The following is a 23,840-nucleotide window of genomic DNA, read 5'->3' as shown; positions in this document are numbered from 1 at the left end:
AACTCAGGGCAGGCTCCCCGGAGCCACCGCCGCCACCCAGGCACACGGAGGTTCGCACCATGGACAACACCGGATCACATCCAACATCCCATCCGGCGCTGCCGGTGCGGGACTCCCTCGAGTCCGATCCCGCCTATGACTACGCGGAGGACACCCCGGTGGATGCTGTGGACGCCGAGGATGAGGAGTTGCTCGAAGAGGCCGATCGGCTGGTTCCGCTGGACGAGGACGATTTCCTCGGCGACGACCAGCCCGTAGTACCGCTGGGCGGGGACGAATTCCTCGAGCCTGAAGAAGATGAGTGATCGTCACCACGGGCCGTGAACGAACGACGGCGGTGCCTCCCCGGCAAGGGGAGGCACCGCCGTCGACGTTTACGCCGCCGTCGTCCGGCAGACGGCGGCGGCGTCCGGAAGACGGCGGCTGGGTGCAGCCGCTTAGCGGCTCAGCCCTTAGTGGGAAAGTGCCCGGACCTGCTTTTCCTCGACGGCACCGCCGGCCACCCGCCGGCGCCAGTTCGCCATGACCGCCGGATCCGTCGGCTTGGTGAGCAACGACACCGCGATGTACACGACTGCGGAGGTCAGCAGGCCGTAGTAGATCGGCTCGTTGGCGTAGATGCCGTCCAGCGGTACCGCGGCATTGATTTCCAGGACGATCATGGTGCCGAGGGTGACCACCGAGCCCACCGCCATGGAGGCCGCGGCGGCCACACCGGTGCCGCGCTTCCAGACCAGGCCGCCGAGGATGGCGACGAGGAGGCCGCCGACGAGGATGTCGTAGGCGATGGTGAGGGCCGCGACGACGTCCTTGGTGATGATGGCGATGACGATCGCCACGATCCCCAGGCCCAGGACCCACATGCGGTTGGCCTTGACGTCGTGTTCCGGGTTGTCGGTGTCGTCGGTGTTGATGTCCTTGCCGAACCAGCTGGCGACGAACGGCAGGACGTCGGCGCGGGCCACCGTGGCTGCGGCGATCAGCGCGCCGGAGGCCGTGGACATCATGGCGGCGACGGCGGCGGCAAGCACGAGCCCGCCGATGCCGACCGGCAGGAGGTTGGTGGCGACCTCGGCGTAGACAACGTCCTTGCCGAGGGCCTTGACGTCAATGTTCGGCAGGGCAACCCGGGCGCCGAGGCCGATCAAGGCACCGGCAGCACCGTAGAGGATGCAGTAGACGCCGGCGGTGGCGCCACCCCAGCGGGCGACGGTGGGCGTCTTGGCGGTGAAGACGCGCTGCCAGATGTCCTGGCCGATCAGCAGGCCCAGGGTGTAGACCACGAAGTAGGTGATGATGGTCTGGATCCCGATGCCGTCGATCTGGAAGAAGCTGGCGTCGACGCGGGCCCGGATCCCCTCGAAGCCTCCGGCGGCGTTGAGGGTGAAGGGCAGCATCAGCAGGAAGATGCCGATGGTTTTGATGACGAACTGGACCTGGTCCGCCAGGGTGATGGACCACATGCCGCCGATGGTCGAGTACACCAGCACGATCGCGCCGCCGATGGCGATCGCGAGCGCGCGGTCCCAGCCGAAGAGCACCACGAAGATGGTGGCGTACGCTCCGGTGGAGGTGGCGCATAGCATCAGCGTGTACGCCAGCATCACGATGCCCGAGGTCTGGGTGGCGCGGCTGCCGTAGCGCAGGGTCAGCATCTGCGAGACCGTGTAGATCTTCAGCTTCTGGATGGTGCCGGCGAAGAGCAGGCTCAGCAGCAGGACGCCGGAGCCGATCGCGACTACCAGCCACATGCCCGAGATGCCGAACTTGTAGCCGAGGCCCACGCCGCCGACGGTGGAGGCGCCGCCGAGCACGACGGCGGCCATGGTGCCGGTGTAGAGGAACGGCCCGAGACGGCGGCCGGCGACCAGGAAGTCGCTATTGTTCTTGGTGCGGGACTTGCCCCACCAGCCGAACGCCAGCATGGCGGCCAGGTACACCACCACAATGGCGATGTTGACATAAGTTGCGTCCATAAAGGGCTCCTTGGAGCTGTGCGGAGGTTTTTGCCAGGGTGATTGCGAGGGGTGATTGCCTAATAGGCAACACTTGTTGCATCAAGAGTAGGTTGTGATCCCGGTAACAGTCAAGACGCACTGCGTGCCGGTGCCGCTTCCCGCGTCACAGGACCTCTCGCCCGCTAGTATGGCTCCAATGATGGGGCCGAGCGGCCGGCCGTGAAAGGTTCCACAATGAAGGCTCTACCAGTAGAACCGAGCAATGTTCCTGTCGCTATCGGTTCCCGGATCCGTGCCGCGAGGCAGTCGCAGCGGCTCACCATCGAGCAGGTTGCGGATGCCACCGGCCTGACCAAGGGGTTCCTCAGCCGGGTGGAGCGGGACCTGACCTCGCCCTCCGTCGCCTCCCTCGTCACGCTTTGCCAGGTGCTCTCCATCTCGATCGGCGATCTCTTTGCCGCCCCGGAAACGCACCTCACCAAGCAGAATGAGGGACCAAGGATCTCCCTCGGCGGCGAGGGGATCGTGGAGCGGCTGCTCACTGCCCGCTCCGAGCGCCGCGTCCAGATCATCCAGGCCGTGATCGAGCCGCGCGGCCGCGGCGAATCCGAACTGTACGCCGTGGACTGCGACGTTGACGTGCTGCATGTGATCAAGGGCCGCATCCGGCTGATCCTCACCAACGAGGAGTTTGAGCTCCATGCCGGAGACACCGTGACGTTCCCCGGCAGGGAGCCGCACACCTGGGCGAACCCCACGGACGACGCCGTCGAAGTGCTCTGGGTGCTGGTCCCCGCCGCGAGCCGCTAGTGCCCGCCGCGAGCCAGCCCAGCCAGCTCTCCGGCCTCTGGCCGCCTGTCTTCAGCCCGCCTGTCTTCAGCCCACCTTTTCAGACCACCGGGGGATCCAAATGAACAAGCGCAAGATCGTCCTTTTGTCAGTGGCACTTGCTGCGGCAATCAGCCTCAGCTCGTGCGGCGGCGCCACCGGGCAGAACTCAGGGCAGGCCGCCGGGCAGAATTCAGGCCAGAATTCGGGGCAGACCACCGCCGCAGGGCAGACCACCGCCGCGGCGGATGCGTCCAGCTCCGCGGCTGCAACCTCCTCCCCGAAACAGCCGGCAGCCCCGGCGGCGTCTCCCTCGGCGTCGGCCGCCCCCTCGGCGTCTCCCCCGGCAGCGAAGCCGACGGCGACAGGCAGTCCGGATGCTGCGGCGGGACTGGCGTCGTTTACCTTCCCGGACGGGCACCTGTCCTTTGCCTACCCCAAGGATTGGAAGGTCCGGGTGGTGAAATCAGGCCCCGCGGCCGATGCGCCCAATGCGCCCGACGCGGTGGACCCGGTCCAGGCCGTCCTGGCGGACCAGACCGGCAACGAACTGCTCGTGATCACCAGCGGCGCCTACGGCGGCGGCGCGTCCGGGCCCGTGCTCCGCACCGTGCTGGATGCCGCCCCGGTGCCGGGGCTCATGGACACTGCCGGCGAGCAGCTCGATTTCGGTTTCGCCTTTGACTCCTTTGCCGGCCACCCGGAGTTCCACATGGGCATCCGGCGGAGCCGCGACTTTGAGCCGGACCCGGAGAATTCCGGATCATCCCAGGTCAACCTGCCGCACGGGATCATGGAGACCCGCGTCGTCTTCGGCACTCCTGCCTTCGCCTCGATTGACTCCGCGACGGCCTGGATGGCCACCGAGCAGTACCGCCAGCTGAAGCGGCTGATGCTCAGCCTGAAGTACTCCTAGGTTCTGCTCCTCGGGCTGCGTTCCTGCCCGGTTACTGGGCCCCGGGCGGCCGCCGAGGCTCGGCGAACCCCGGAAATCCGCGGGCTGCGAGGCATGGGCGGCGAAGCAACTGGGCGGGAGCGTCGCGCGGGGCTAGCACACAACCCGTGGCCGCCGGCTCAGCGCGGCTCGTATCTCGGCCACGACACGCTCCGGCTCAAACCAGATGTGCTCGGGCATGTACCGGAGGACGGCAAAACCACTCAGTGTCGAGGCATTGTTCCTGCCCAGGTCCCGGCGCAGGGCCTCGCGGTTGGAGTGGAACGCGAAGCCATCCACCTCAACGATCAGGTAACCCTCGATCAGGAAGTCGACCCGGCCGATTCCTGGAAGCTGGACCTGGGTCTCGAAGCCGATGCCGTTGGCGTTGAAGACGTATTGGGCATCGACCTCCACAATCGACTCTGCCCGCAGGTCGAGCTGATTCAGCGCCTTCAGGGCCGGGCCGGACCGGTCGCCGGCCAGCTGGTCCTTGAGTAACTCCAGGGGCACGCCGTACAGGCGTATCGCCGAGGTTGCGAGTGCCGTCGACGCGGGCGGTGCCAGACAGGACATGGCGTGCAGCACCACGTCCTCGATCGCGGCCAGCGGCAGCGAAGGATGGCCCTCGAACCTGACCGTCCGGTGACGGATGAAGCCGCTTCCGCGGCCGTGGTTGCAGGCGAGATGGTGTTGCCCCGGCGGTTCCCGGAGCCACAGCCCGTAGTGCCCGGCCGCGCTGGCGCACGTAATTCGGGCGCTGTTCCGGATCGCAGCCTCAAGATCGGGGCGGCAGTCCGGAAGCACGAAGATGCCGCGCCGGGGCTGCGTTACTCCGTTGCTAGCCAGATGCGTGATATCCGTCCGGGAAAAGCCGGCGGCCAATAATTGCGCGGTCCGGGCAACGCCGCCCAGCTGGACCAGATAGCTGATGGGCTCCATGTTGCCAGTTGATATCCGACGCCGCGCCCGGGAAACGGGGCAGGCGGCCCATGTGGGAAAGCATCCTGGAATTCTCGCTGGACTCTGGCCGCGCTCCTTCCCAGTTGCCTGCGGCGGCACCGGACCTGGCCTGCCTCGGCACGCCGGATTTTCGCGGTTCTGCGGGGCGCTGGCCCGCTGATTGGGAAAGCAACTGGGCTGGAACGCCGGGAACCGCCCGCACTGGCCGCATCTTGTAAACAAATGATGCGCATTGCAAAACTTCGAGTGTATGATGGCTGTCACACCCGTCGGTCAATCCTCGAAGGAGAGGCTTTCTTTTGGAAGAGCTGCGCATCGAGGCCAATGGCAACCTTGGCCCCATCGATTCATCCCGTGTTCCGCGATACTCCGGAGCTGCCACCTACGCCCGCCTGCCGCGGCTGGACCAGGTCGCCAGGGCCGACGTCACGGTGGTCGGCGTGCCCTTCGACTCCGGCGTCTCCTACCGCCCCGGGGCGCGCTTCGGCGCCAACCACGTCCGCGAAGCCAGCCGCCTGCTGCGCCCGTACAACCCGGCGTGGGACGTCAGCCCCTTCGAGAACATCCAGGTTGCCGACGCCGGTGACATGGCCGTCAACCCCTTCAACATCAATGACGCCATCGAGACCATCCAGCAGAACGCGCTGGACCTGACGGCCGCCGGCAGCAAGCTGCTGACCCTCGGCGGGGACCACACCATCGCGCTGCCCCTGCTGCGCGCCGCCGCCGAACGCGCCGGCCAGCCTGTCGCCATGCTCCACTTCGACGCGCACCTGGACACCTGGGACACCTACTTCGGCGCCGAATACACCCACGGAACGCCCTTCCGCCGCGCCGTCGAGGAAGGCATCCTGGACACCGAGGCGATCAGCCACATCGGCACCCGCGGTCCGCTCTACGGCAAGAAGGACCTCGACGACGACCACCGCTTCGGCTTCGGCATCGTCACCTCCGCCGACGTCTACTACCAGGGCGTGCTGGAAACCGTCGCCAAGGTCCGCGACCGGATCGGCAACCGTCCCCTCTACATTTCGGTGGACATCGACGTCCTCGATCCGGCGCATGCACCGGGCACCGGAACGCCGGAAGCCGGCGGCATTACCAGCCGTGAGCTGCTGGAAATCATCCGCGGCTTCCGCGGCATGAACCTCGTGGGTGCCGACGTCGTCGAGGTAGCCCCCGCCTACGACCACGCGGACATCACCGGCGTCGCTGCCAGCCACGTTGCCTATGAACTCGTGACGCTGATGGCGGACCGCGCCGTGGCGGGGGACAGGCACGGCGCGGCCAGCGGCTACGCGGCCCAGGCACTGGGCCAGGAATCCCGCCGCCCGGCCGGCTTTGCGTCGCCGTCGGCCGACTTCGCGGCTCCGATGGCCACCCAGTGAGCGGCGTGCGCAACGGCGGGGACCTCGTCGTCGAAACCCTTGAGGCCCTTGGTGCAAAAACCGTCTTCGGCATCCCGGGCCAGCACGCGCTGGGGCTCTTCGACGCGATGGGCCGCGGGAACCTGCACTTTGTCTCCTCCCGGGTGGAAAACAATTCGGCTTTCGCCGCGGACGGCTACTCCCGCGCCACCGGCGAGGTCGGCGTCCTCTTCCTGTCCACCGGTCCGGGCGCCCTGACCTCGCTGGCCGGGCTGCAGGAGGCGTACGCCACGGGTGTGCCGATGGTGGTCATCGCGAGCCAGATCCCGCTCGAGGGCCTCGGCGCGCGCCGGAAGGGCATGCTGCACCAGCTCGATGACCAGAAGGCCTCGGCCGCGAACGTCACCAAGAGCCAGCGGCTGATCCAGCACGCCTCGGGCATCCCCTCGGCCATCCAGGACGCCTGGACCGAGGCCATCTCCTCACCGCAGGGCCCCGTGTGGCTGGAAATCCCGCAAAACGTCCTGCTGGACCCCATCATGGTGCCACCCGTGGAGGATGCCCTCGCCGAAGCGGCGGACAACCCGCCCCGCGTGGAACTGGTCCGCGAAGCCGTGAAATGGCTCTCGACGGCGGAGCGTCCGGCGATCATCGCCGGCGGCGGGACCCGCCGCGGCCGGGCCGAGAAAGCGCTGCTCTCCATCGCGGAGAAGTTGCGCGCCCCGGTCATCAGCACCCCCGGCGGCAACGGGGCGTTCCCGTGGAACCACGAGCTCTCGCTCCAGTCCTGGATCGAGGACCAGTACATGACGGAGCTGCTCGAGGACGCCGATGTGCTGATCGTCATCGGCTCCTCGCTCGGCGAAGTCACCTCGAACTACTTCACCTTCGAGCCGCGCGGCCGGATCATCCAGATCGACGCCGAGCCCCGCGTCCTTGAGTCCAACCGTCCGGGCCTCGGCATCCGTGCAGACGCCGGCCAGGCGCTGGCCGCCCTCGACTCCGCCCTGGACGCCGCCCGGGATGCGGCACTGACGGAACCGCGCGGCGGGCGCGCGGACTGGCACGGCACCTCACCCGAGGCCCTGGTCAAAGAGACCCTGGCCAAGGTCAAGGCCCGCCTCGAATCCCAGGATCTGGCCAAGGAACTGACGTTCATGGCGGATATCCGCGAGGCCGTTCCCGCGGCCATGCAGACGTTTTGGGACATGACGATTTCCGCCTACTGGGCCTGGAGCTGCTGGGACGCCCGCGAGGGCCAGTTCCACTCAGCGCAGGGCGCGGGCGGGCTGGGCTTCGGCTTCCCCGCAGCCATCGGCGGTGCCGTCGGCCTGGAAACCACCGGAAGGCCCGGCGGTTCGGCCCGGGTGTTGGCCGTCTCCGGCGACGGCTCCGCGATGTACTCGATTTCCGAACTGGCCACGGCCAAGCAGCACAACGTACCGGTCACGTGGCTGATCGTGGACGACGGCGGCTACGGCATCCTGCGCGAATACATGGTGGGAGCCTTCGGCAAGGCGACCGCCACCGAACTCGCCCGCCCCGACTTCGTCAAACTGGCGGAGGCCTTCGGGGTCCCCGCCGTCCGGGTGGCGCCGGAGGATGTGGGGGACGCGCTGAAGGCGGGCTTCGCCGCGGACGGCCCGAACGTCGTCGTCGTCGAAAGCCTGCTCAAGATGTTCGCCCCGACCCATCTGGACGTCTAAGCACGCTCGGCCCCGTCCGCCCGCCTCTCCTGCAACCCTTAGCGCGCTCCCGCAACCCTTTAGCGCGAACGTAACCCCTAGCGCGAACGTACATGTCAGGCCCTGAATCCCGCGGATTCGGGGCCTGACGTGTACGTTCGCGCTTCCTTTGTAGGGGTGGAGCGCGGCGGAGGGGGAGCCTCTCCGACGTCCCTGCCCCGCCTGCTTAGTTTCCCAAAGCAATCAATTTAGCGTATTGTTGCCTAAGGCAAGCAAAAGGGGTCACCATGTCAGTTGCACCAAGCACCGCAGCCAAACTCGTCTACCAGATCTTCGATCTCCAGCGCGCCGTCCGCTGCGTCGCCGCGATCAATTCCCGCGGCCAGGACACCGGAGCGGCGTTGCAGGGAGTCCTGCGTTTCGTGGGGGAGGGCGAGTCGCGGGCCACGCACCTGGCGGAGCGCCTCGGCGTCAGCGCCCCGGTCCTCAGCCGGCACATCGCCGAGCTGGAGGAGCAGGGTTATGTGGTCCGGCGCCCGGACCCCGGGGACGGGCGGGCCCAGCTGGTGGCGCTCTCCGCGTCCGGCGTCGAGAAATTGCGCTCCATCGAGGACCACCGCACCGCCACCCTGCAGGGGCTCCTGGAGGACTGGACCGAGGACGACGCCGAAGACACGGCGCGGACCCTGAACAAACTTGCTGAGTCCCTCCGGACCACAGCCCGGGCGAAGGCGGCCGGATCCACCACTACTACCACCGTTGCTGAGGAGTAAACACATGGCAAGCCACGCTGCCGCCACCGGGCCGTCGCCGGCCCCCACCCCGGCCCCCACCCCACTTTCGCAACCCGCTCCCGCTCCCGCGGCCGCGATGACCCACCGCCAGATCATGGAGGCCCTCACCGGGCTGCTCGCGGCGTTCTTCACCGCGATCCTGAGCAGCACCATTGTGGCCAACGCGCTGCCCACCATCATGGCCGAGCTCAAGGGCACGCAGACGGACTTCGCCTGGGTCATCACCGCGGCGCTGCTCGCCAACGCCGCGACCACGCCGATCTGGGGCAAGCTGGCGGACCTTTTCGACAAGAAGGTCCTCGTCCAGCTGAGCATCGTGATCTTTGTGGCCGGCTCCGTCATGGCCGGGCTGTCCGAGACCATCCCGCTGCTGCTCACCGCACGCGTCATCCAGGGTGTCGCGATGGGCGGACTGACCGCCCTGGCCCAGGCCATCATCGGATCCATCATCCCGCCACGTGATCGCGGAAAGTACTCCGGCTACATGGGCGGCGTCATGGCCGTCGGTACTGCGGGCGGCCCGCTGCTTGGCGGCTTCATCGTGGACAGCCCGCTGGGCTGGCGCTGGACCTTCTTCGTCTGCGTCCCGCTCGCCGTCGTCGCGCTCATCCTGCTGCAGATCACGCTGAAGATTCCGCACATCAAGCGACCGGCCCGGATCGACTGGCTTGGTTCCATCCTGCTGACCTCCGGCGTGAGCCTGCTCCTGATCTGGGTTTCCTTCGCCGGCAACCCCGCCTATTACGACTGGTGGTCGTGGCAGACCGCCGCCATGGTGGGCGGCGGCGTGGTGCTCCTGGCCCTGCTCGTCGTGGTGGAATCCCGGGTGGCGCAGCCCATCATTCCGCTGAAGATCATCTCGCAGCGGACCACCGCCCTGGCCGTCCTGGCCTCGGTTGCCGTCGGCGTGGGCATGTTCGGCTCGTCTGCATTCCTGGGCCAGTATTTCCAGGTGGCCCGCGGTGCTTCCCCCACCGAAGCCGGGCTGCTGACCCTGCCCATGATCGCCGGCAACCTCATCGGCTCGGTCCTGTCCGGTCAGCTCATCAGCCGCACCGGAAAGTGGAAGCGCTACCTCGTTGCCGGCGCGGTACTGCTGATCGGCGGGCTCGGCCTGGCCGGAACCATCGACCACACCACCGAACTCTGGCTGACCGGCCTCTACACCGGCATCCTCGGCCTCGGCCTGGGCCTGCTCATGCAGAACCTGGTCCTGGCCGTGCAGAACACTGTCCGGGCGACCGACATCGGCACCGCCAGTGCCTCCGTGGCGTTCTTCCGCTCCGTTGGCGGCGCCATCGGGGTTTCGGTCCTCGGCGCCATCCTCGGCAACCGGGTCAAGGAGCTAGCCACGGAGGGGCTCGCCGCGGCCGGGATCCCCGCGTCCGGCGGATCCGCCGGGGCAAGCATGGACCTCACGGACATGCCGGCTCCGGTCCGCGACATCATGCGGGCAGCGTACGGTGACGCGACCGCGGAGATCTTCCTGATCTCGGCGATCATCGGCATCGTGGCGCTGGTCGCGATCCTCTTCATCAAGGAACAGCCGCTGCGGCGCACCGTGGACATCCAGCCCGAGGCTACCGCCACCGCCGTGACCGGTTCCGGTGCGGACAGCGACGCCGGCGCTGCCGCACTGGCCGCCGGCGGGACGGGCGACACCCGCGGCAACAGGGTCTACGCCGCGGCGCCGTCGGCTGGTTCGACGCCGGGTGTTTCGACGCCGGGTGGCGCCGGGGATTCCGGCGATGTCCCGGTGCCGGGAACCGGCATCGTCGATCTGGACCGGGAGTTCATCGAGGTCCTCAGCCGCCAGCGTGCCGCCGAGACCCGCGCCGCCGAGACCCGGGCACCCGACCGCGACGGTGTCCGGCTTCGGGCGCGCACCATGCTGGCGGAAGCCCGAACCGAAACGGCCGACGTCGTTCCCGTGCTGCTTGAGACCCAGAGGCTGCTCGCCGAACAACAGCTCCAGTTATCTGTTGCACTGCGGGCGGTCAACCAGCAGGCAGAAGTGCAGCGGGAAATTGCCGCCGAGCAGGCCAGGGTCAGCGCCGAGCTGACCACCCTGCGCCGGCAGCTGGGCAAAGAACGGAAGCTGCAGCGTGCCGCGGCCGATTACATTGCAACGCACGGCAGGCACCGCGGCGCAGAGGGGCTTTGACCGGCTATTGACTCAGCCCGGCACGCTAGGCCCGGGCGAAGGAACGGTGACAGTGCACAGTGACGGTGACAGCGCACGGTGACGCGCCCCGGCCGAGCAGCCCCGCACCCCGGTAAGGGGACGCGGGGCAGCGGGCGTCACGCCTGAAGTCTGTACACCGTTTGGATGATATTTGGTGTCGGTGTTCCCGGCCCGCAAAGGATTCCGTAGAGTTGGATGGCTAAGGCTGTCGGCCCCACCTGCTAATACTGGGAACATCATTTCGATGTTCTCTCTTCGGTCTTCTCTCCAGCCTCATTTATTCGGTATTCCTTAAGGACTCGTGGGCATGCTTGTCACTCTCATACGGCGCTATTCCAAGCCGTATCTGCCGTATATCGCGGCAGTCATCATCTTCCAACTCGCCTCCACTATCGCGGCGCTGTACCTCCCCAGCCTCAACGCGCAGATCATCGATGAGGGTGTCTCCCGTGGCGACACTGACTACATCTGGCGGACCGGCGGGGTGATGCTCGTCGTCGCCCTGATCCAGGTCGCCACTGCAATCGCCGGCGTGTACTTCGGCTCCAAGGCAGCGATGGCGTTCGGCCGCGACCTCCGCCGGGGCGTGTTCCGCAAGGTCACGAGCTTCTCCGCGAAGGACGTCAACGTCTTCGGCGCCCCCACGCTGATCACCCGCGGCACCAACGATGTCCAGCAGGTCCAGATGCTCATGCTGATGGGCCTGAACTTCATGGTGGCCACGCCCATCATGTGCATCGGCGGCATCTTCATGGCCCTCCGCGAGGACCTGAACCTGTCCTGGCTGGTCTGGGTTTCGGTGCCTTTGCTGGTAGTCGTCGTGGGCTATCTCGTGGTCCGGCTGATGCCGCTCTTCCGCTCCATGCAGACGAAGATCGACCGGATCAACGGGATCCTCCGCGAGCAGATCATCGGCATCCGCGTGGTCCGGGCCTTCGTGCGCGAGCCCCACGAAACGGAACGGTTCGGCGCCGCGAACAAGGAACTCACGGACGTCTCGCTGAAGATCGGCGCCCTGTTCGTGCTGATGTTCCCCGCCATCGGCATGATCCTGCACGTCTCCACCGCGGCCGTGCTGTGGTTCGGTGGCCAGCGGGTCGACGCCGGGGACATGCAGGTGGGCTCGCTGACGGCGTTCCTGCAGTACCTGCTGCAGATCCTGATGGCCGTCATGATGGGCACGTTCATGGCGATGATGATTCCGCGCGCCTCCGTCTGTGCGGACCGCATCGGCGAGGTGCTCGACGTCGAACCCTCCATCCACGAGCCGCCCACGCCCGTGGCCCCGGCCCGGAAGGCCGGCCGGGTGGAGTTCCGGAACGTGTCCTTCGCCTACCCGGGCGCCGAGGCGCCGGTGCTGAGCGACATCAGCTTCACCGCCGAACCCGGCCAGACCGTGGCGATCATCGGCTCCACCGGTGCCGGCAAGACCAGCCTGCTGGCACTGCTCCCGCGGCTGTACGACGCCGCCTCGGGTGAGGTGCTGCTCGACGGCGTCCCCGTCACCAAGCTTGACCGCTCGGAGATCACCCAGCGCGTCGCCATGGTGCCACAGCGTGCCTACCTGTTTTCCGGGACCATCGAGCACAACCTCCGCTTCGGCAGCCCCGAGGCCACGGACGAGCAACTGTGGGACGCCCTGACCGTGGCGCAGGCCGCGGACTTCGTGCGGGACAAGCAGAACGGGCTCGGTTCACGCATCGCCCAGGGCGGTACCAACGTCTCCGGCGGCCAGCGGCAACGGCTCTGCATCGCACGGGCGCTCGTCACCGAGCCCAAGGTGTTCCTGTTCGACGACTCGTTCTCGGCCCTCGACGTCGCCACCGATGCCAGGCTCCGCCGCGCGCTGAAGGCAAAAACCGCGGACGCCACAGTGATCATCGTCGGCCAGCGCGTTTCCACCATCGCCGACGCGGACCAGATCCTGGTGCTGGACAAGGGACGGATCGTTGACCGCGGCACCCATGAAGAACTGCTGGAAAGCTCCAGCACCTACCAGGAAATCGTCGAATCCCAGCTGAGCGCAGAGGCAGTGGCATGAGCACCAACCACCAGGTCACCACCCAAACCCCCGACGCCGCCCCGGACGACGATTTCCATGAGGAGGAGTTCACCCCCGGCGAGGCCGACGGCGGCATGTTCGGCGCCATGCCGGCCAAGAAGGCCCAGCATTTCTGGCCGTCGGCGAAGCGCCTCATGGGCCTGCTGAAACCCGAGCGGACGGGAATCGTCCTGGTGCTCGGGATGGTGACGGTCGCCGTCGTCCTCAACGTCATCGCCCCCCGGATCCTGGGCCAGGCGATGGACGTGATCTTCGGAGGAGTGGTGGGCAAGCAGTTGCCTTCCGGGGCCACCAAGGAGCAGTTCGTCGAGGGCCTGCGGGCCCAGGGCCAGGACAACTTCGCGGACATGATCTCCAGGATGGACCTCATCCCGGGGGCGGGCATCGATTTCCAGAAGCTCGCGTTCCTCATCAGCGTGGTGCTGGTGATGTACTTCGTCGCCAACATCTTCCTCTGGCTGCAGGGCTACGTCCTGAACATCCTGGTCATGCGGGTGGTCCGCCAGCTGCGCGATGACACCGAGAAGAAGCTGAACAGGCTCCCGCTGAACTACTTCGACACCCGCCAGCGCGGCGACATCCTCTCCCGGGTCACCAACGATGTGGACAATATCCAGCAGGCGCTCCAACAGGCCCTCGCGCAGCTGGTGCAGTCGGCGCTGACGGTGATCGGCATCGTGATCATGATGTTCATCGTGTCCTGGCAGCTGGCCGTGATTGCCCTGGTCGCGCTGCCGCTCTCGGCCGTCGCCGCCGGCCTCATCGGTTCCCGCAGCCAGAAGCTCTTCGCCTCCCAGTGGAAGAACACGGGCGAGCTCAACGGCCAGATCGAGGAGTCCTTCTCCGGGCACGAGCTCGTCCGGGTCTTCGGCCGTGACGCGGACATGCTGGCCCGCTTCGACGAACGCAACGAGGCCCTCTACAAGGCAAGCTTCGGTGCGCAGTTCGTCTCCGGCATGATCATGCCGGTCATGCAGTTCGTGTCCTACCTCAGCTACGTGGGCATCGCCGTGGTCGGCGGCCTGCGCGTCGCCTCCGGCGGCATGAGCCTGGGCGACGCCACCGCGTTCATCCAGTACTCCCGCGAGTTCACCCAGCCGCTGGGCCAGATGGCAGGCATGGCCAACATGTTGCAGTCCGGCGTCGCCTCCGCGGAGCGGGTCTTCGAATTCCTCGACGCCGACGAACAGGACGCCGAGACCGCCACCGAGCACCTCCCGGCCAAGACGGACGGCCATGTCGACTTCCGGCACGTCACGTTCAGTTACACCCCGGACAAGCCGCTGATCGAGGACCTCTCCTTCACCGCCGAGCCCGGGCACACAGTGGCGATCGTCGGGCCCACCGGTGCGGGCAAGACCACCCTGGTGAACCTCGTGATGCGTTTCTACGAACTCCAGGGCGGCAGCATCACCCTGGACGGCGTCGACATCACCGCGCTGAGCCGCGCGGAACTGCGCGCCAAGGTGGGCATGGTCCTGCAGGACGCCTGGCTGTTCGGCGGCACCATCTACGAGAACATCCGCTACGGCAAGCTGGACGCCACCGAGGAGCAGGTAATGGAGGCGGCGAAGGCCACCTTCGTGGACCGTTTCGTCCGGGCCCTCCCGGACGGCTACAACACCATCATCGACGAGGAAGGTAACAACGTCAGCGCCGGCGAAAAGCAGCTCATCACCATCGCCCGCGCCTTCGTGGCGAACCCCTCTCTGCTGATCCTGGACGAGGCCACGAGCTCGGTGGACACCCGCACGGAAGTGCTCGTGCAGAAGGCCATGGCGGCGCTGCGGACCGACCGCACCAGCTTTGTGATCGCCCACCGACTCTCCACCATCCGCGACGCCGACACCATTCTGGTGATGGAGGCCGGCCGCATCGTGGAGCAGGGCAGGCACGCGGAATTGCTGGAACTGAAGGGCGCCTACTACCACCTGTACATGTCCCAGTTCGCCGGGGAGGACGCCGAGGCGGCCTTTTCGGAAAACACGGCAGACGATGCGACGGCGGTGCACAGCTGAGCGCCGCGGGGCCGGCCGCGCGCGCCGCGGCCGCCGAGCCCCCATCCGCCGCCGAGGACCCGCGGCGCATCGAGGTGCAGGTGCCGATGCGCTGGAGCGACATGGACGCCTACGGCCACATCAACAACGTGCAGATCGTCCGGATCCTGGAGGAAGCCCGCATCGCGGCGTTCGGCCCGCCCCGCGGGGCCGGCCTGCCCGGGATCGAGCCGCCGGTGCCGCTGTTCAGCGAGATCCCGGCGGGCACCCTGGCCTTGGTGGTGGAGCACAAGATCCGCTACGTCAGGACGCTCGAATACCGCAACGTGCCGGTGCCGGTCCAGCTCTGGATCGGGGCGGTGAAGGGCGCGAGCTTCGACATCCACTACGTGGTGCAGGATCCCGTGACCCGGGAGGACTGTGTCCGCGCCACGAGCCACCTGGCCTTCGTGGAAGAGGCCACCGGGCGGGTGCTGCGGCTGACCCCTGAGCAGAAAGTGAAGCTCGCGCAATTCACTCCTGCCCACACGGGCTCAGGCCACCCGGCCCCATAGCCTCTAGCTCGGCCCACGGATCGCCCCTAGAATGAACCACCCCGAAGGCAGTCGGCCCCGGAAGCAAGGAGCTCAGATCATGGTGAACAAGAGCAAGAAGAAGAACGCCCGAAAGAAGGCCTGGAAGGAACTCTCGCCGATGGCGAAGTTCGGAACCATCACGGCGGCAGTCGTCCAGCTCTCGCTCCTTTTCGCGGCCCAGCGGGATATTTCGCGGCGCCCAGCCGAGCAGATCCGCGGCAGCAAGGCACTGTGGCGGGTGGCCACCCTGGTCAACTTCGTCGGCCCGGGCAGCTATTTCACCTTTGGCGTCAAGCGCCGTCCCGCGGTCAAGTAACCGCGGCCAGCCAGCCAATCGGGCCGCCCCCTGGCACCTACCTGGCAGTAGCTTCGGGGCGCCTCATGATGCGGGCGTTCAGCTTAACCCTGTAAATTGAAGGCATGACCCCATCCCCAAAGCCTGCCATGCACCGCGCCCTCGGCATCTCCAAGGAGATTGAGGACGCTGCGTGGTTTGTCTTGGGACCGGGGCTGCTAGGCAAAGCGTCCGCGCTGGACGGCCGCACGAAAACGTGGTCGGTGCAGGCTGCCGCGGAGTTGCTGGAACGCCTCGAGCGCGGCGTTGCGGACCCCAAGGCGCCCATGATGACAAACCTCCGGGAGAACCTGGCGGATGCCTCGCGGGGAGCCAAGCAGCTGGCAGTTGAACTGCTGTTTCTCCAGTCCCTGCCGCTGGCGCACGAGGTGAAATCCCTCAAGGTCAAACGCGCCCGGGTGGCCGAGGCGGCATCCTGGCTCGAACCGCCCCTGGCACTCCCGGACGAGCTGTACGCGGGCATGACGGACCACGGCGTGATCCGGGACCGCACAGCGGAATTCAACTGGACCATCTGGGACCACCTGAAATGGCTGTGCCGCTTTGTCCAGCACGTTGCCCGGCGGCCTCCGGGCGTGGTCTCGGCTGCCGTCAAGGATCCGCTGGCATTCCACCAGCTGGTCGCGGGCACCCCCGACGACCAGCCGGCAATCCGCCGCAGCATCGAATTCCTGGTCTGGCCAAGCTACTTCGAGCCGGTGGTGGCCGACGTCGAACGCCAGGAGATCCGCGACGCCTTTGCCTCCCTCGTGGGCGGGGCCAAAGGCGACAGCGACGAGGAAATCTCGGCGGACATCCACCGCATCCGCCTGCACCTTGACGAGCAGGCGGGCCAGCGGATCGACTGGTACTCCCGGCAGCTGGTCAGCCAGTGGCGAAAGGTGGGGGACCCCGGCCGCCGCGCGTGGCTGCTGCGCACCCACCAGGACAACGCCGAGCTGCTTGGCGCCTGGCAGACCAAGGAAACAGTGACGCTCGACGTCGAACACCTCCGCCTGCTGGATCCGGGCGTCACTGCGGGGCTGGTCCAGCACGCGGTGGACGAGGACTACAAGCACCTCGGCTATGTGGAACGCGAGGACACCAAGACCGCCGTCTTCGCGTTCCTGACCGTGATGAAGCCCGGCGACCTGACCCTGTACCAGAGCTCCGGCACCGTCCGCGTGGGAGTGGTCCTGGGGGAACCGGAGCACCAGGAGAACAACCGCCAGCTGGCCCGCAAGGTCCGCTGGTTCGATGAAACCCACAATATGACGGAGCTGCCCCGGCACGTGCAGCGCCAGCTGGCCACCTCCGGCATCATTGTGGACATCACCCGGGTCATCCAGGCGCTCGAGGCGCTCCTGCCGGCCGAAGCGGAAGCGGAAGCCGGCGACGGCACCGAACCGGACGCCGTCGTCGAACCCGCCTGTGAGGGTTTCCGCCCCCTGACGCCGGAATTCGCCGCTTCCCTGCACATGGACCTGGACCCGCTCCAGGAGATCGCCGAACTGCTCGAGGAGAACCGGCAGGTGGTGCTCTACGGCCCGCCCGGTACGGGCAAGACCTACCTCGCCAAGCACCTGGCGGCCCAGCTGGCTGGGGACACCACGGACGAGCGCGTGAAGCTGGTGCAGTTCCACCCCTCGTACGCCTATGAGGACTTCTTCGAGGGGTTCCGCCCGGACAAGACGGACGAGGGCCAGGTGTCCTTCAAGCTCGTGGCCGGTCCGTTGCGCCGGATCGCCGAGGAGGCCGCGAAGCCCGGCAACGAGAGCAAACCGTACTTCCTGATCATCGATGAGATGAACCGGGCGAACCTCGCGAAGGTCTTCGGTGAGCTGTACTTCCTGCTCGAATACCGTGACGACAGGATCTACCTTCAGTACAGTCCCAACGAGCCCTTCACGCTGCCGGACAATCTGTACATCATCGGCACCATGAACACCGCGGACCGGTCCATCGCGATGATGGACGCGGCCATCCGCCGGCGCTTCTCCTTCATTGAGCTGCACCCGAAGACCGAACCGGTGAAGGGCTCGCTGCTGCGGTTCCTGCAGGCCCGCGAGCTGGACACGACGCCGGCCCTGCTGATGGACGCGCTCAACGACGCGATTGACGAGTGGGACCGCGACCTCATGATCGGGCCGTCCTACTTCATGAAGAAGTCCGCCCAGACGCCCAAGGGCCTGCGCCGGATCTGGAAGTACGAGCTGATGCCGCTGCTCGAGGAGCACTATCACGGCCAGCTCAACCGGGCCCAGTTGGAGGAACGGTTCGGACTGGACCAACTGCTCTCCCGCCTTGCGCACGCCTAGCCCGGGCGTGGCCGGTCCGGGCCCGGCGCCGGGCGCCGCCGGCGCGGGCGTGGCCGGTCCGGGCCCGGCGCCGGGCGGCGTGCCGCCGCGCCGCATCGTGCTGGACGAGCTCTCCGTCGGGGTCGCCGAGCGGCTGGACCCGCCAAGCGCCGCCTACATCAACGGAAGCGGCCTGGCGAAAGCCTCACCGATGGGCATGGGCCTGTACCGGATCGAACCCGTCGGAAGGGTGGGTTCCGTGCGCACCCCAACGGTGCAATTGGAGGTACGGCCCAAGGAGCGGCTCGGTCTGGGACGGCTGCTGTTCATGCTCGGCTACGCGGGGGACCAGGGTTTCCGCGAAGATTCCGTCGCCGCCGTCGAGGAGACGGATCTGTGGAGCGCACTGGCAGAATCGCTGGCGCAACTCGCGGACCGTGCGCTCAGCCGGGGGTCGCTGCAGGGCTACCTGAACGTGGACGAATCACTCCGGACGGTCAAGGGCAGGATCCGCATCTCGGACCAGATCTCCCGCCGGCCCGGCATGCTGGTCCCGCTCGAGGTCTCCTACGACGAGTTCACCGAAGACATCGCGGAAAACCGGATCCTGCGGGCCGCTTTGGAGCGGATGTCCCAGGTGCCGGGCGTCCGGCCGGAAGTACTCAGCCGGCTGCGCCAGCTGAAGGGAAAGCTGGCGGCCGTGACCCGGTTGCAGTCCGGTGCGCCGCTGCCGGCATGGCGGGCCAGCCGGATGAACACCCGCTACCACGCTGCCCTGCGCCTCGCCGAGCTGATCCTGCGCAACGCCTCCGCGGAAGCCGGCGACGGAAAGCAACAGTCGGCGTCGTTTGTGGTGGACATGTCCAAGGTGTTCGAGGACTTCGTCGGCACGGCGCTGCGCGAGGCCATGGCGGCCTTCCCCGGTGAGATGCGCCTGCGGTACAACGCCTTGCTCAACGAGGCCGTCCGGGACTCGGACCGGATCGTGGTGCAGCCGGGTGCCGTGCACCTGCTGGGCGGGCGGCCTGTGATGGTCTACGACGCCAGGTACCAGGCGGCGGCCGACGTCGGCGCCTCACTCTCCCGCGACCATTACCGGATGCTGGCCTACTGCACCTCACTGCGGGTTCCGACCGCCTGGCTCATTTACCCCGGCGCCGGCGAAATCAAGTTGCGGCGGATCCTGAACACGGACATCGACATTGTGGAGTTTCCGCTGGATCTGTCCAAGCCACCGTCGGAGATCCTGGCATCGGTGGCGGACCTCGCGCAACAGTCCTGGGGCGAAGTCGTGCGGCAGGCCACCATCAGCCGGTGACGGTGGCGGTGCGCTAGTTGCGGGCGGACGTTACCCCGCTGCCTCCCGCCGGGCTGAGATTGAAAGCAAGTGGCTCATGAGTGCCTTCTCCGGCCTACCGGGATTGCGGGCGACGTGCCAGCGGAGTTTTTCTCGTACCTCCGCCTCTTCGGGCGTGTTATCAGCGAGAATCGCATCGATGATCGTCGAGACCTGCCTGCGCAGGGGTTCAAGATCAGGATCGACCTCGTGGGCCCGCCGGTAGTCCTGCAGCCGGGTGGGAGCGGACGGCGCGGAGCGGGGGGCGTCGATACCGGGCAATTCATTCGACGTCAGCAAGTGCGGCATCTGGGGCTCCCGTGGGTGTAGTAGCAGAAACAAGTACGGTCAGAATCCCCCAAAATTCCCCGGACTCGAATATTACCCGAGTCAGACCATAGTCGCCGCAGGCCGCGCCAGCGAAATGGCCGGTTGGCTGATTGCCCAGTACCGCGGCTAGTTTCCTGGCCGGCGTTCTGTTGATTGGGCCAGCAGGAATGCATCCAACTGCTGCTCCAGCGCGGACGGATTCTTGAGCTCGCACTCCCAGACGGTAAGCACCCTCCAGCCTAGGCTTTCAAGCTGTCGAAGTTGTTCGGCGTCGCGGTTCCGGGTGCGCGAACGCTTGGTTTCCCAGAACTCGGCGTTGGCTTTGGGTGCGTGTTGCCCCACCCGGCAGTCGTGGAAATGCCAGAAACAGCCGTTGACAAAGATGACTTTGTGGCGGCTGGCGAATACCAGGTCCGGCCTGCCGGGGAGTCTGCCTCCGCGGGCCGTGCCGTGCAGCCGGTAGCGGTAGCCCTTGGAATGCAGCAACTTTCGAACCAGCAATTCCGGTTTGGTGTTCTTCCCCCGGATGCGGGACATGTTCCAGCTGCGCCGCTCCGGGGTCAGCTTGTCCGCCATGGTTTATGTCTCCGCCATGTCTTAAGTCTAGGCGGCGGCTCGACTGGCTCTGCCTAGATTTCCCGCTCCGGCTGTTCGCCCAACTCGAAGTGGCGGCCGGTGACCGAGGTCGGCTCGATCTCAACGTAGAAGTCCTTCAGCGTGGGAACCCAGGACTTGAGACCCAGCGCCTCCGCCGCGGCAATGTCCCCGGACAGTTGGAGGATGCGCGCGTTGCCCCGGAGGACCACGGACCAAGCTTCCTCGGACAGGATGCCGTCGGTTTCAAACAGCACCTTAGAGTTGATGGTCAGTTCGGCCAGTTTGTTGCCGGGGGCCGTGCGGAGGTACAACTTCCGGCCGCCGACCGCGTAGTTCACCGGGAAGATGTCCGGCTCCCCGGCCACGGTGACCACCAGCCTCCCGTGCTGAGTGGCTTCAATCAGCTGCCAGGCCTGCTCATCGTCCAGATTCAGGACGGGATTGCCGTCGGCATGTTCGAACATCATGACCCTATTGTTCTGTCGCCGGCAGGGAAACGCCAGAGGCGTTTCGGAGGCCAAGGGGTTTGTCTGCGCACAGGGAGTGAGAGCTTCTGCCTGTGGACAACCGTGACCAGCAAAATGTGACGTCGGTTACCCTTAAGCCATTGTTTGGTTTAACGCGTCTTGATTTTCTATCGGGGGAGTAGCTGACCATGACATCCCGCACTTCGATCTCCACCAGCAGGCGAATTCGCGCGGCCGCCCTCGTTGCCGCGCTCCTGTTGTCTGTCACTGCCTGTAACGGTGGAAGGGCCGAGCCGAACGCATCGCCGTCCGGTGGGACCCAGAGCCCGCCGGTGTCGACCACGCCCAGTGCCACCCCGAGCCCCACCGCCAGTTACAAACCGGCCGACGCCTCAGGGAGAGCCCAGAACGTCCCGGTTCCGGTGCTCCCCGAGGCCGCGAAGCTGGAGACGAAGGAAGGGCTGGAGGCATTTGCGCGGTACTGGTTTCAGTTGCTTAGTTACGGATACGAGACCGGGGACACAGTGCCATTGGATAGCGTCACCTCATCCACATGTGCCCCTTGCATAACAGCCAAAAAGGACATAACCGCTTGGCACCAAGAAGGGCGGTGGCTCATCGGCGGTCAGATCACGACGCCTGCAGTGGAAACGACATTTTCAATCGGCGCCGACGGAATCTACAAAGTTGCGGTTCAGGCCCACCAAGTTCCGTTGATCTATTTGAGGGCCGATGGGAGCGTCGCCCAGACGGGTAAGCAGGAAGACGATACCGGTAATCTTCTGCTCATCGCCTACCGCAATCATGCCTGGCATGTCGATGATGTCGGAAACATAGTCGGCTAGCCAATGAAAATTCTCCGAGATAGCGTGTTTAGGCCAATACTCCTCATGGTGGGCGTGCTGATATGGATATCGGTGTCCCCGGCCCTAGCGGACGGAGCTGAGGACCCACCCATTTCCGGCGGATGGGGACCCAAAGACGTGCACGTCGGAGGGTGGAATTGGGACCCGGCCTTGAATGACTTCGTTCAGGCTCAGCCTGGCGTTCCAAATGCCGACCCCTACCAGTACAAGTATGAACTTCAGTGTCATCTTGGGGGCGGTGAGTTCGACACCGTCTGTCTTGCAGACCTTGTCGATTGCAAGAACGGGCCAGACGGCAAAGAGGGGATTCCGGTCGTCTGGTTGAAAGCTCCTGCTGGTGTGCCGAACCCCTCGTGGAACTTTCATTCCGGCCCTACCTGCCTCTTTGATGCAAGGCCAGAAGACTTGCTGCCTCGGATCGCGGCCATGATCCAAACCGAGTTCCAGCGACTTCCCATCGCGGCAGGAACCGTGACGGCCCAGCCAAGCCCGCACACCCTTCGGGGAGCGGAGACAAACTTCTTCGGGGATGCTGCGGAACAGCAGTTTGATGTCACCATTCTGGCTCAGCAGGTGCACGTCGTGGCACAGCCCGTGGAATACACCTGGACCTACGGCGACGGTGGTGCGCTCGGTCCCCAAGCCGCGGCGGGCGGCCCGTTGCCGCAGGAGCGATGGGGAGAAAAGACCCTCACCAGCCACGCCTACACCCAGACCGGGGACTTCTCAGTGGTGCTGACCACGCATTTCCGCGGGACCTACTCCGTAAATGGCGGCCCGCCCCTGCCCATCCCGGGTCAAGGCTCCTTCAGTTCGCCGCCGCAGCTTGTCAGTGTCTGGCGGTCCATTACCAAGAATTACGCGGACGATTGTCTCCGGAACCCCCAGGGCCAAGGCTGCCCGGGCGGCTCTCCGCCCAGTCCCTAGTGTGGAGTTCCACCGGTAGTGATCCGAGTCTCACATGGAATAGTTGCAGGCGCTGTGCAGTTTCCGCCAGTGAACCAATCCATTGTGAAAGGAACTGCGCATGCTGTTTTCCCCGATGACCCTCGGCGAGCTGGAACTGCCCAACCGACTCGTGATGGCGCCGCTCACCCGCGTCCGCTCCGGCCAGGAAGGGATCCCCGGTCCGCTGGTTGTGGAGCACTACCGCCAGCGCGCCTCGCTCGGCCTGATCGTCAGCGAGGGCACGTACCCCAGCCACGCAGGCCGAGGCTTCCCGGGCCAGCCCGGCCTGGTGACCGAGGAGCAGCTCAAGGGCTGGGCCAACGTCACATCCGCCGTCCACGCCGAGGGCGGCCGCATCTTCGCCCAGGTCATGCACGCCGGACGCGTCACCCATGAGGACACCACCGGCGGTCACCAGGTGGTTGCGCCCAGCGCTATCGCGGTCGACGGCGAGACCCGCACCTACGAGGGTAAGAAGTCATTCCCTGTTCCGCACGCGCTGACCACCGACCAACTGCCTGCCATCGTCCAGGAGTTCGTCACGGCATCCCGTAACGCGATAGCGGCAGGGTTCGACGGCGTCGAGCTGCACTCCGCCAATGGTTACCTGCTGCACGAATTCCTTGCTCCATCCGCCAACCAGCGCGGCGACATCTATGGCGGCTCCCCGGAGAACCGGGCGCGTTTCGTCATTGAAGTGGCCCAAGCCGTGGTGGACGCGGTCGGCGCGGACCGCGTTGGCATCCGCATCTCGCCCGAGCACAACGTCCAGGGCACAACCGAACGTGACGCGTCGGACGTCCGGGAAACCTACGCCCACCTCGTGGATGCCTTGGCACCCCTGAAGCTCGCCTACCTGAGTGTCCTGCACAAGGAACCCACCAGCGCGCTGGTGCAGGATCTGCGCGCCCGCTTCGGTGGAACCCTCCTGCTGAACACGGGCTTCGGTGTCGTCACCACCCGCGAGGAAGCCAAGGCACTCGTCGCCGACGGCTACGCTGACGCTGTCGTCGTCGGGCGCCCCGCCATCGCCAACCCTGACCTGGTCCGCCGGTGGCGTGAAGGACTCCCGGTCAACGAGCCGGACCCGTCCACGTTCTACACCGAGGGCGCACAGGGCTACACCGACTACCCTGCTTACCAAAACTAGGACCGGCAAACAGGTCCTCGCGGCTGGACATGTCCAGCCGCCGCCACGAACAGTGGGCAGAATGCCATTCTGCCCACTGTTCGCGTTTAAGAATGGTCATGTCCCGTGGGTGCGGAGTTTAAGAAAGGGGATATTCCGTGGGTGCGGAGCCTAAGAATGGGCATGTT

21 protein-coding genes are annotated in these 23,840 nt (G+C 66.4%); 16 read left to right on the top strand and 5 right to left on the bottom strand.

What is annotated here, in order from left to right:
- The first annotated feature begins 59 nt into the window (after positions 1-59).
- Positions 60-305, top strand: a complete 246-nt coding sequence (locus ABIB26_RS05040) for a hypothetical protein (RefSeq protein WP_354240166.1) — start codon at positions 60-62, stop codon at positions 303-305.
- A gap of 147 nt (positions 306-452) precedes the next feature.
- Here the strand turns inward: ABIB26_RS05040 and ABIB26_RS05035 are convergent, their stop codons facing one another.
- Entirely contained in the window at positions 453-1,976 is a 1,524-nt protein-coding gene (locus ABIB26_RS05035; protein ID WP_354240164.1) for a sodium:solute symporter family protein, read from the bottom strand.
- Positions 1,977-2,192: 216 nt separating this feature from the next.
- On the opposite strand from ABIB26_RS05035, the gene ABIB26_RS05030 reads away from it, so the two are divergent.
- Positions 2,193-2,768 carry a helix-turn-helix domain-containing protein gene (locus ABIB26_RS05030; protein ID WP_354240162.1) on the top strand — a complete coding sequence of 192 codons (576 nt, stop codon included), beginning with the start codon at positions 2,193-2,195 and terminating at the stop codon, positions 2,766-2,768.
- Between the two features lie 100 nt (positions 2,769-2,868).
- The gene (locus tag ABIB26_RS05025) at positions 2,869-3,702 is read left to right on the top strand and encodes a hypothetical protein (RefSeq protein WP_354240160.1); all 834 of its coding nucleotides are present in this window, start codon (positions 2,869-2,871) and stop codon (positions 3,700-3,702) included.
- 132 nt (positions 3,703-3,834) lie between these two features.
- On the opposite strand, the gene ABIB26_RS05020 is transcribed toward ABIB26_RS05025, so the two are convergent.
- A complete protein-coding gene (locus ABIB26_RS05020) occupies positions 3,835-4,662 on the bottom strand; it encodes an endonuclease domain-containing protein (RefSeq protein ID WP_354240158.1) in 828 nt (275 codons plus the stop codon).
- Between the two features lie 320 nt (positions 4,663-4,982).
- On the opposite strand from ABIB26_RS05020, the gene speB reads away from it, so the two are divergent.
- The 10 genes from speB to ABIB26_RS04970 all read left to right on the top strand — a co-directional run bounded on the left by speB (position 4,983) and on the right by ABIB26_RS04970 (position 19,297).
- Positions 4,983-6,071, top strand: a complete 1,089-nt coding sequence (speB, locus tag ABIB26_RS05015) for an agmatinase (protein WP_354240156.1) — start codon at positions 4,983-4,985, stop codon at positions 6,069-6,071.
- Positions 6,068-7,756: a thiamine pyrophosphate-binding protein gene (locus ABIB26_RS05010; protein ID WP_354240154.1), complete on the top strand. Its 1,689-nt coding sequence runs from the start codon at positions 6,068-6,070 to the stop codon at positions 7,754-7,756. The genes speB and ABIB26_RS05010 overlap by 4 nt, the downstream gene beginning before the upstream one ends.
- 266 nt (positions 7,757-8,022) lie before the next feature.
- Positions 8,023-8,508 carry a MarR family winged helix-turn-helix transcriptional regulator gene (locus ABIB26_RS05005; protein WP_354240152.1) on the top strand — a complete coding sequence of 162 codons (486 nt, stop codon included), beginning with the start codon at positions 8,023-8,025 and terminating at the stop codon, positions 8,506-8,508.
- 97 nt (positions 8,509-8,605) lie between these two features.
- On the top strand, positions 8,606-10,693 hold the full coding sequence (locus ABIB26_RS05000) for an MFS transporter (RefSeq protein ID WP_354240428.1): 2,088 nt from the start codon (positions 8,606-8,608) through the stop codon (positions 10,691-10,693).
- A 328-nt stretch (positions 10,694-11,021) separates the two neighbouring features.
- Positions 11,022-12,755 (top strand): ABC transporter ATP-binding protein, encoded by a 1,734-nt coding sequence (locus ABIB26_RS04995; RefSeq protein ID WP_354240150.1) that lies wholly within the window; start codon positions 11,022-11,024, stop codon positions 12,753-12,755.
- A complete protein-coding gene (locus ABIB26_RS04990) occupies positions 12,752-14,794 on the top strand; it encodes an ABC transporter ATP-binding protein (protein ID WP_354240148.1) in 2,043 nt (680 codons plus the stop codon). Before ABIB26_RS04995 ends, ABIB26_RS04990 begins: the two co-directional genes overlap by 4 nt.
- Before the next feature lie 86 nt (positions 14,795-14,880).
- The gene (locus ABIB26_RS04985) at positions 14,881-15,327 is read left to right on the top strand and encodes an acyl-CoA thioesterase (protein ID WP_354240426.1); all 447 of its coding nucleotides are present in this window, start codon (positions 14,881-14,883) and stop codon (positions 15,325-15,327) included.
- 79 nt (positions 15,328-15,406) lie between these two features.
- The gene (locus tag ABIB26_RS04980) at positions 15,407-15,664 is read left to right on the top strand and encodes a hypothetical protein (protein ID WP_354240146.1); all 258 of its coding nucleotides are present in this window, start codon (positions 15,407-15,409) and stop codon (positions 15,662-15,664) included.
- Between the two features lie 104 nt (positions 15,665-15,768).
- Positions 15,769-18,000: an McrB family protein gene (locus ABIB26_RS04975; RefSeq protein ID WP_354240144.1), complete on the top strand. Its 2,232-nt coding sequence runs from the start codon at positions 15,769-15,771 to the stop codon at positions 17,998-18,000.
- 100 nt (positions 18,001-18,100) lie between these two features.
- Complete coding sequence (locus tag ABIB26_RS04970; RefSeq protein ID WP_502913626.1) at positions 18,101-19,297, top strand: McrC family protein; 1,197 nt, start codon at positions 18,101-18,103, stop codon at positions 19,295-19,297.
- Positions 19,298-19,327: 30 nt separating this feature from the next.
- Here ABIB26_RS04970 and ABIB26_RS04965 read toward each other — a convergent pair whose 3' ends face one another.
- The 3 genes from ABIB26_RS04965 to ABIB26_RS04955 form a co-directional block, all read right to left on the bottom strand.
- The gene (locus ABIB26_RS04965; protein WP_354240142.1) at positions 19,328-19,624 is read right to left on the bottom strand and encodes a hypothetical protein; all 297 of its coding nucleotides are present in this window, start codon (positions 19,622-19,624) and stop codon (positions 19,328-19,330) included.
- A gap of 147 nt (positions 19,625-19,771) precedes the next feature.
- Positions 19,772-20,221, bottom strand: coding sequence for a very short patch repair endonuclease (locus ABIB26_RS04960; protein ID WP_354240140.1), 450 nt, complete (start codon positions 20,219-20,221; stop codon positions 19,772-19,774).
- A 53-nt stretch (positions 20,222-20,274) separates the two neighbouring features.
- Complete coding sequence (locus ABIB26_RS04955; RefSeq protein ID WP_354240138.1) at positions 20,275-20,709, bottom strand: pyridoxamine 5'-phosphate oxidase family protein; 435 nt, start codon at positions 20,707-20,709, stop codon at positions 20,275-20,277.
- Positions 20,710-20,897: 188 nt separating this feature from the next.
- On the opposite strand from ABIB26_RS04955, the gene ABIB26_RS04950 reads away from it, so the two are divergent.
- The 3 genes from ABIB26_RS04950 to ABIB26_RS04940 all read left to right on the top strand — a co-directional run bounded on the left by ABIB26_RS04950 (position 20,898) and on the right by ABIB26_RS04940 (position 23,673).
- Positions 20,898-21,554: a DUF6318 family protein gene (locus ABIB26_RS04950; RefSeq protein WP_354240136.1), complete on the top strand. Its 657-nt coding sequence runs from the start codon at positions 20,898-20,900 to the stop codon at positions 21,552-21,554.
- Positions 21,555-22,001: 447 nt separating this feature from the next.
- Positions 22,002-22,502, top strand: a complete 501-nt coding sequence (locus ABIB26_RS04945; protein WP_354240134.1) for a hypothetical protein — start codon at positions 22,002-22,004, stop codon at positions 22,500-22,502.
- 100 nt (positions 22,503-22,602) lie between these two features.
- Positions 22,603-23,673 carry an alkene reductase gene (locus ABIB26_RS04940; RefSeq protein WP_354240132.1) on the top strand — a complete coding sequence of 357 codons (1,071 nt, stop codon included), beginning with the start codon at positions 22,603-22,605 and terminating at the stop codon, positions 23,671-23,673.
- Positions 23,674-23,840 lie beyond the last annotated feature (167 nt).

Source organism: Arthrobacter sp. UYEF20, from assembly GCF_040546335.1.
Classification (GTDB): domain Bacteria; phylum Actinomycetota; class Actinomycetes; order Actinomycetales; family Micrococcaceae; genus Arthrobacter.
The sequence above is the reverse complement of the archived record's forward strand: the minus strand, read 5'-3'. Positions and strand labels throughout refer to the sequence as shown.

What these genes read in the sequence shown, in the direction of transcription:
- ABIB26_RS05040 (WP_354240166.1), top strand. Translation starts at nt 60, where the DNA reads ATGGACAACACCGGATCACATCCAACATCCCATCCGGCGCTGCCGGTG.
- ABIB26_RS05035 (WP_354240164.1), bottom strand. Translation starts at nt 1,976, where the DNA reads ATGGACGCAACTTATGTCAACATCGCCATTGTGGTGGTGTACCTGGCC.
- ABIB26_RS05030 (WP_354240162.1), top strand. Translation starts at nt 2,193, where the DNA reads ATGAAGGCTCTACCAGTAGAACCGAGCAATGTTCCTGTCGCTATCGGT.
- ABIB26_RS05025 (WP_354240160.1), top strand. Translation starts at nt 2,869, where the DNA reads ATGAACAAGCGCAAGATCGTCCTTTTGTCAGTGGCACTTGCTGCGGCA.
- ABIB26_RS05020 (WP_354240158.1), bottom strand. Translation starts at nt 4,662, where the DNA reads ATGGAGCCCATCAGCTATCTGGTCCAGCTGGGCGGCGTTGCCCGGACC.
- ABIB26_RS05005 (WP_354240152.1), top strand. Translation starts at nt 8,023, where the DNA reads ATGTCAGTTGCACCAAGCACCGCAGCCAAACTCGTCTACCAGATCTTC.
- ABIB26_RS05000 (WP_354240428.1), top strand. Translation starts at nt 8,606, where the DNA reads ATGACCCACCGCCAGATCATGGAGGCCCTCACCGGGCTGCTCGCGGCG.
- ABIB26_RS04995 (WP_354240150.1), top strand. Translation starts at nt 11,022, where the DNA reads ATGCTTGTCACTCTCATACGGCGCTATTCCAAGCCGTATCTGCCGTAT.
- ABIB26_RS04990 (WP_354240148.1), top strand. Translation starts at nt 12,752, where the DNA reads ATGAGCACCAACCACCAGGTCACCACCCAAACCCCCGACGCCGCCCCG.
- ABIB26_RS04985 (WP_354240426.1), top strand. Translation starts at nt 14,881, where the DNA reads ATGCGCTGGAGCGACATGGACGCCTACGGCCACATCAACAACGTGCAG.
- ABIB26_RS04980 (WP_354240146.1), top strand. Translation starts at nt 15,407, where the DNA reads ATGGTGAACAAGAGCAAGAAGAAGAACGCCCGAAAGAAGGCCTGGAAG.
- ABIB26_RS04975 (WP_354240144.1), top strand. Translation starts at nt 15,769, where the DNA reads ATGACCCCATCCCCAAAGCCTGCCATGCACCGCGCCCTCGGCATCTCC.
- ABIB26_RS04965 (WP_354240142.1), bottom strand. Translation starts at nt 19,624, where the DNA reads ATGCCGCACTTGCTGACGTCGAATGAATTGCCCGGTATCGACGCCCCC.
- ABIB26_RS04960 (WP_354240140.1), bottom strand. Translation starts at nt 20,221, where the DNA reads ATGGCGGACAAGCTGACCCCGGAGCGGCGCAGCTGGAACATGTCCCGC.
- ABIB26_RS04955 (WP_354240138.1), bottom strand. Translation starts at nt 20,709, where the DNA reads ATGATGTTCGAACATGCCGACGGCAATCCCGTCCTGAATCTGGACGAT.
- ABIB26_RS04950 (WP_354240136.1), top strand. Translation starts at nt 20,898, where the DNA reads ATGACATCCCGCACTTCGATCTCCACCAGCAGGCGAATTCGCGCGGCC.
- ABIB26_RS04945 (WP_354240134.1), top strand. Translation starts at nt 22,002, where the DNA reads ATGATCCAAACCGAGTTCCAGCGACTTCCCATCGCGGCAGGAACCGTG.
- ABIB26_RS04940 (WP_354240132.1), top strand. Translation starts at nt 22,603, where the DNA reads ATGCTGTTTTCCCCGATGACCCTCGGCGAGCTGGAACTGCCCAACCGA.